Origin of the sequence: Staphylococcus ureilyticus, assembly GCF_002902235.1 — a bacterium.
In the GTDB taxonomy this organism is placed as follows: Bacteria; Bacillota; Bacilli; order Staphylococcales; family Staphylococcaceae; genus Staphylococcus; species Staphylococcus ureilyticus.
Window position 1 is genome coordinate 1 of sequence record NZ_PPRL01000100.1, and the last position, 6,537, is coordinate 6,537.

8 protein-coding genes are annotated in these 6,537 nt (G+C 30.8%); 5 read left to right on the forward strand and 3 right to left on the reverse strand.

Annotation, left to right across the window (positions count from 1 at the left end):
* Positions 1-187: 187 nt before the first annotated feature.
* Entirely contained in the window at positions 188-832 is a 645-nt protein-coding gene (locus tag CD150_RS10120; protein WP_073346069.1) for an HD domain-containing protein, read from the reverse strand.
* A 277-nt stretch (positions 833-1,109) separates the two neighbouring features.
* Positions 1,110-2,594, reverse strand: a complete 1,485-nt coding sequence (cls, locus tag CD150_RS10125; RefSeq protein WP_046207774.1) for a cardiolipin synthase — start codon at positions 2,592-2,594, stop codon at positions 1,110-1,112.
* Positions 2,595-2,734: 140 nt separating this feature from the next.
* Between cls and csoR the strand changes: the two genes are divergently transcribed.
* From csoR to CD150_RS10140, 3 genes are all read left to right on the forward strand, one after another.
* On the forward strand, positions 2,735-3,028 hold the full coding sequence (csoR, locus tag CD150_RS10130; protein WP_046207775.1) for a copper-sensing transcriptional repressor CsoR: 294 nt from the start codon (positions 2,735-2,737) through the stop codon (positions 3,026-3,028).
* Between the two features lie 14 nt (positions 3,029-3,042).
* On the forward strand, positions 3,043-3,249 hold the full coding sequence (gene csoZ, locus CD150_RS10135; RefSeq protein WP_046207776.1) for a putative copper chaperone CsoZ: 207 nt from the start codon (positions 3,043-3,045) through the stop codon (positions 3,247-3,249).
* A 257-nt stretch (positions 3,250-3,506) separates the two neighbouring features.
* Complete coding sequence (locus CD150_RS10140) at positions 3,507-3,647, forward strand: Lmo0850 family protein (protein ID WP_099091318.1); 141 nt, start codon at positions 3,507-3,509, stop codon at positions 3,645-3,647.
* A 266-nt stretch (positions 3,648-3,913) separates the two neighbouring features.
* Here the strand turns inward: CD150_RS10140 and CD150_RS10145 are convergent, their stop codons facing one another.
* Positions 3,914-5,101 (reverse strand): FtsW/RodA/SpoVE family cell cycle protein, encoded by a 1,188-nt coding sequence (locus CD150_RS10145; RefSeq protein WP_070657370.1) that lies wholly within the window; start codon positions 5,099-5,101, stop codon positions 3,914-3,916.
* 259 nt (positions 5,102-5,360) lie between these two features.
* Between CD150_RS10145 and CD150_RS10150 the strand changes: the two genes are divergently transcribed.
* Both CD150_RS10150 and CD150_RS14000 read left to right on the forward strand, forming a co-directional pair.
* Entirely contained in the window at positions 5,361-6,431 is a 1,071-nt protein-coding gene (locus CD150_RS10150; protein ID WP_103161557.1) for a D-alanine--D-alanine ligase, read from the forward strand.
* Positions 6,432-6,443: 12 nt separating this feature from the next.
* Positions 6,444-6,537, forward strand: a 94-nt coding sequence (locus CD150_RS14000) for a hypothetical protein (protein ID WP_438829863.1), incomplete at its 3' end; no start/stop codon positions are given.

The window sequence follows — 6,537 nt, forward strand, 5'->3', positions numbered from 1 at the left end:
TTAATTTAAATGATAGACCTGGTACATAATATATAGCAGGTATAAAGTTTAGAAGCACTTGAGATGATTATCTCAAGTGCTTCTATTTTTTTATATTTAAAATAAATGTATCTTAGTTTCGAAAGCGCCGTAGCTATCCAATATATAAAGATGGTCTACAAAGTCTGGAACAAACATACTTGAATTATTAAAAATACCATTCTTTGAAAAAAGTATCGACATAATTTTTCATAAATTCATGTCGTTGTTGCGCTAAATTTTTTGCTGTTTGAGTGTGCATGAGTGATTTAAGTTTAAATAATTTTTCATAAAAGTGTTTTATTGCAGAAGGTTTCCAATCAAAATATGATTGATTAGATTTTTCTATATTATTGGATTGTTGGTCAATCCACATAGGTTCACCAAAATGACCTGCAAATTGAAATGTGCGTGCTATACCAATTGCACCAATCGCATCTAAACGATCAGCATCACGAACAATTTGTCCTTCAATCGATAATTTAACATGATCATTTTTACCATTTTTATAACTGATATGTTCAATAATATGTAACACATCTTGTTGTATTACGAGATCAAGTTCCAAACCATTGAGGAATTGTGCTAACTTTACTTTTGCTTCTTTAGTATTTGTAAGTTTGCTATCGATAGTATCGTGTAAAATACTTGCTAATTGTATGGTGAGTAAATGCCCTTGTTGTTCATTGTTAGCAATATATTCTGCTAATCTTGTTACGCGTTGTATATGTGCAATATCGTGCCCGGTTGTATCATCTTTATGAAAATGTTTCATGTAGTTTTGCGCTTTAGTGATTATATTTTCATTAGTCATATCAAGTTGCCTCCATTTTGAGAAAAAACTAAACTAAATTATTGATTGAGATTTAATTGTTATAAAATTATAAAAAATACATTGATGTGCTTAAATAGTGGGTGATCAACAATCTTTTTAAGATGAAAGTATTAAGTGTTTTTACTAGAGTGACAAACAACATGTATATACTTTACGCTTTTATAAGCGTAGAAATACATTTTTTAATTCGGTTGTTTATAATTACTAAGATTAAAAATGTCCGAGACATATGATAAGTCTCGGACTGATAATGATTCTATAAAATCGGAGATAATAATCTTGAAATGCCTTCTTTAAATTTGACCCATAAACTTCTTTGTTCATATAGTGCTTTAGTTAATCTATAAGAGACATTTAAATCTTCTTCAAAAGCCATTCTTAAAGCTTTAGCAATATGTGGGTCATAGATGAATGCGTTTATCTCAAAGTTTAATGTGAAGCTGCGGTGATCCATATTTGTTGTTCCAACACTGGAAACTTCATCATCAATGACGAGTGTTTTAGAATGTAAGAAACCATTATTGTAGTGAAAGATATTCACTCCAGCATCTAATAAAGAAGCAACGTTATTGTATGTTGCCCAATAAACAAAAGGATGATCCGGTTTATTAGGTATCATGATATTTACGTTCACGCCACCTAAAGAAGCAATTTTAACAGCATCTAAAAATGCTTGATCGGGAATAAAATAAGGCGATTGTATATAAATAGAATGCTTTGCTGAAGCAATCATTTTTAAATAACCGTATTTTATTTGTTCCCACGTTTCATCAGGACCACTAGAAGCAATTTGCACACCCGTCGTACCACCTGAATCTACGTCTGGAAAATAACGTTCTTCATATCTTAAATTATCACGTGTTGAGTGTGAGTTCCAGTCAAGCATAAAACGAAGTTGTAAAGCGTTAACGGCATCACCAACGATACGGAGATGTGTATCTCTCCAGTATCCAAATTTTTTCTTAAGTCCCAAATATTCATCACCGACGTTAAATCCACCTACGTAACCAATATGTCCATCGATAACAACAATTTTTCTATGATTTCGATTATTCATTCTCAAATTGATTAATGGTAATTTAGATGGAAAGAATGCTTCAACGAGTCCACCTTTTTTTCTAAAAGCTTTAAAGTCTTTTATAGATAAACCTCTAGAACCCATATCGTCATAAAGCATTTTTACTTCGACACCTTCGTCAAGCTTATGTTCTAATGCAGTTAATATTCGTTTTCCTAGATAATCATTACGGAAAATATAGTATTGAATATGTATATAATCTTTGGCATTATATATATCTTCAATGAGTGCATCAAACTTTTCTTTTCCGTCTATAAAGATGCTTATATCATTATCAGTAGTTAAGAAAGCCGCATTATTATACAATAACATTTGAACCATATCTTTAAATTTTACGATTTGATGATTGCCTTTAGAAAAATCATCATTTTTCAAGGCTTCTAGTTGTTCATTTACAATCATTTCAATGCCGACTTTATCTTCTTCATCTAAACTAAAGATATGTTCGCGTTGGATTTGGCGACCAAAAAGTAAATACACGATAAAACCTAAAATAGGTATAAGACCCAAAACCAATATCCATGCCCAAACAGAACCAGCAGATCGTCGTTCCATAAAGATAATTGTAAATGCAAAGATTAGGTTTAATATAAATGCGCCAATCAGAATAACATTAATGATGACGTTTGTATGGTTGTAAGTTATAGCAAAAATATCTATCATATTAAACCTCCAAATTGCTATTCAATTAATTTACAATTGATAAATTCTTCATCATTGTAACATGGTACCACGTTTTTATCACTTGACTAATACCTGATAGGGGTATATTATAAATGTATATTAAGAGGGGGCGTTGGATTATGGCAGAAATGCAAAAAGCGCATCATTCTGAACAAATTAAATCAAATTTAAAATCTCGTTTAAATCGCATTGAAGGACAAGTAAGAGCGATCAATCGTATGATTGATGAAGATGTATATTGTGATGATGTGCTTACACAAATTAGAGCGACAAGATCAGCACTTAATAGTGTTGCTACGAAATTATTAGATCACCATATGAAAAGTTGTATTATGGATAAAGTGAACCAAGGTGAGCAACAAGAAGCAATGGATGAGTTGTTGGTAACTTTCCAAAAGTTAATGAAAGATTAGAACAGGTGACGCCAATGGAATCACAAACGATTTATTTACGTAAAATAGATAATAAACAAGATAAGCTTCAAATAGAAAGAACATTATCACAAATCATAGGTGTGAATCATGTTTCAGTTGAAATTGAAAAAGCACAAGTGTTTATAGAATTTGAAACACCAGCAAGTTTAAACAATTTAGAAAAAGACTTATATGATTTAGGATTTGAAATTTTGTATTAACTCGACTTCAGTCATTGAAATGTTATCTTTCTCATATCATGTATAAAGTACAGGGTGAAACAATCAATAGACTGACTGGTATTGATTTATATTCTGTTTTTGTTTTTTATTGCTTATAATAATTATAAGTGAATGTTTTAAAATTACGTAATAAAACAAAAATTATTTTATAAGATAAAGAAAATTTCAATAACATGTAGTAATTCGGAAATAAATAGGGTAAGATATAATAGAAGCTAGAATTTAGGAGTGATGATATGAGTAAAGATAACGAAAAGATTCAAAATGTAGTTAAACTATTATCATCATTAGGGGTAAACATAAAGAAAACTAAATCAAGATTAGAAGTTATGCATACTTTACCAACGACTGTGAAAACCGCTAACGAATTGAAATAGTGCGTTACCCATACAAAGATTAAAAGCATACATGCAAATTTAAGAGGCTGAGACATTGATTGTCTCAGCCTCTTATTGTTAAAGCAGCAGTTAATCTTGACTTAAAGGGATGGTACGGTGAAGCCTTATTAAATAAATTGATTTTCTACTCATTCCATTTTAGTGTGCCGTGTTGAACGATAAATTTATAAAAAACAAAAGCGTTGAAAACTTTTTGATCTAAGAGTTTTCAACGCTTTTTAAATATGTCAATGCAAAACAAATAGCTATTTGTTTTGCGTTGTATATTGTCTAGATTGGTGATAATAAATTGATAATATCACGCCAATACCACACATTAAACTCCATAATGAGCTACCACCATAACTAATAAATGGTAATGGTATACCTGTAATTGGTAATAACTGAATGGTCATACCAATATTTTCTAGGATATGGAATAGTATCATTGTCGTAAATCCAATGATGAAAATTTTACTAAACGGTAATTCAATTTTAGTAGCAAGTCTTACTAAGTGAAAAATAAATGCAAGAAAAATCAATAGCAAAATGACTGAACCAATAAAACCAAATTCTTCTCCAATAACTGAGAAAATAAAATCCGTATGGTTTTCAGGAATATAAACTTCACCTTGATTGAACCCTTTACCAAATAGTTGTCCAGAACCAATCGCTTTAAGTGACTCAGTTAAATGAAATCCATCACCACTACTATAAGTATATGGATCAAGCCACGAATTGATACGACTTAATTGGTAAGGTTGAATGCCGAAACTATTTTCTAAAATAGAAGGTTTATAAATCACTGATAATATCACCGTAGAAGCAATAACGACTGACCCTATTAATATAGGTGCTAGTATCTTCCAAGTGATTCCACTGATTATCATAACACCGACAATAATCGCAAAGATAACTAGTGTTGTACCTAAATCATTTTGCAATAATATAAGTACCATAGGGATAAAAGCTATACCGATAATTTTAAAGAATAATTTAAAGTCAGTTTCTAAAGATTTGTTAAATGTAAATTGGTTATGTTTAGTTACAATTTTGGCCAACGCTAAAATCATAACTATTTTCATAAATTCGGATGGTTGAACACTAATTGGTCCAAACGTATACCAACTTTTTGCCCCGTTAATAATCGGTGTGATAGGTGTTTCTGGAATAATTAGTAATAACAACAATGAGAAACAAAGTATAATATAAAGTAAATATGTATATTTCATAAGTTTTTTAGGTGAAATTAACATTATTAGAAATGCGATAATCGCCCCAAAAACATAATATAGTATCTGACGTATACTAAAGTTAGCGCTATATTGACCTCCGCCCATTGCAGAACTAATAAACGTAATACTAATGATAGCTAGTAATGCGATGAAGCCAATTAAAATCCAGTCTATTTTCCGGATCCAATGATTATTTTTTGATTGACGTGAAGTATTCATTTCTTACTCCTTTGGAAAACTATTATTTCAATTACTTGTAGTATATATAGATTTTACCGAAATTTATACGATTTTGCTAGAAGTAGGGTATGTAAAACTTAAATAATTATTTTAAGTGTCATTGAAGTTTTCACTTTAAATACTTTAAAAACTTCAATATACTTATAAAAAACAATTATTTTACAACTACATAACAAATGCAAAATGCTAATAAATCGTGATATGATGTAGTTTAAGAATTCTATATGGAGGCTAAAATATGGCTAAAGAAAATGTTTGTATCGTATATGGAGGGAAAAGTGCTGAACACGATGTATCAATATTAACAGCACAAAATGTCTTAAATGCGATTGATAAAGAAAAATATCAAGTGGACATTATTTACATAACAAACGATGGAGATTGGAAAAAGAAAGAAAATATCGTAGATCCTATAGATGACATAGATTCGTTACGATTAGCAGATGTTCCTGCCGGAGAAATCTCCAAATTATTAAATGAAGGCAGCCTTGGCACAGCATATAGTGCGGTTTTCCCATTACTACATGGACCGAATGGTGAAGATGGAACAATTCAAGGTTTATTTGAAGTGTTAGATATTCCATACGTTGGTAATGGTGTGCTAGCAGCCTCAAGTTCTATGGATAAGCTTGTGATGAAACAACTCTTTGCGCATAGAGGCTTACCTCAATTACCATATGTAAGTTTCTTAAGAAGCGAATATCAAAAATACGAAAATAATATTTTGAAATTAGTACATGACAAGTTAGAATATCCTGTATTTGTGAAACCTGCAAATTTAGGATCAAGCGTAGGTATTAGTAAGTGTAACGATGAGGAAGAGTTGAAACAAGGTATAGAAGAAGCATTTCAATTTGATCGTAAATTAGTAATTGAGCAAGGCATCAATGCTAGAGAAATTGAAGTGGCTGTCTTAGGTAATGACTACCCAGAAACGACTTGGCCGGGAGAGGTAGTTAAAGATGTGGCATTTTATGATTACAAAGCTAAGTATAAAGATGGAAAAATCAAATTGGATATTCCAGCTGACTTGAATGATGATGTAAAAATGACTTTAAGAAATATGGCTGTAGAAGCATTTAAAGCAACAGATTGTTCAGGATTATTGCGCGCTGATTTCTTTGTAACGGAAGATAATCAAATTTTTATAAACGAGACAAATGCTATGCCTGGTTTCACAGCTTATAGTATGTATCCAAGTTTATGGGAAAACATGGGCGTAAGTTATGCAGAACTCATAAGTAAATTAATTGAATTAGCAAAAGAAAAACATGAAGATAAAAAGAAAAATAAATATAAAATTGATTGAGGCGGTTAAATCATGATTGAAGTAACTTTAGAACAAATTCAAGACTGGATTCCATGCGAGATTGATAATGACTATTTAGATTACACAATTAAAGGTGTTTCTATAG

Coding starts and splice junctions, on each gene's coding strand:
- CD150_RS10120 (WP_073346069.1), bottom strand. CDS start 832: ATGACTAATGAAAATATAATCACTAAAGCGCAAAACTACATGAAACAT.
- cls (WP_046207774.1), bottom strand. CDS start 2,594: ATGATAGATATTTTTGCTATAACTTACAACCATACAAACGTCATCATT.
- csoR (WP_046207775.1), top strand. CDS start 2,735: ATGGCAGAAATGCAAAAAGCGCATCATTCTGAACAAATTAAATCAAAT.
- csoZ (WP_046207776.1), top strand. CDS start 3,043: ATGGAATCACAAACGATTTATTTACGTAAAATAGATAATAAACAAGAT.
- CD150_RS10140 (WP_099091318.1), top strand. CDS start 3,507: ATGAGTAAAGATAACGAAAAGATTCAAAATGTAGTTAAACTATTATCA.
- CD150_RS10145 (WP_070657370.1), bottom strand. CDS start 5,101: ATGAATACTTCACGTCAATCAAAAAATAATCATTGGATCCGGAAAATA.
- CD150_RS10150 (WP_103161557.1), top strand. CDS start 5,361: ATGGCTAAAGAAAATGTTTGTATCGTATATGGAGGGAAAAGTGCTGAA.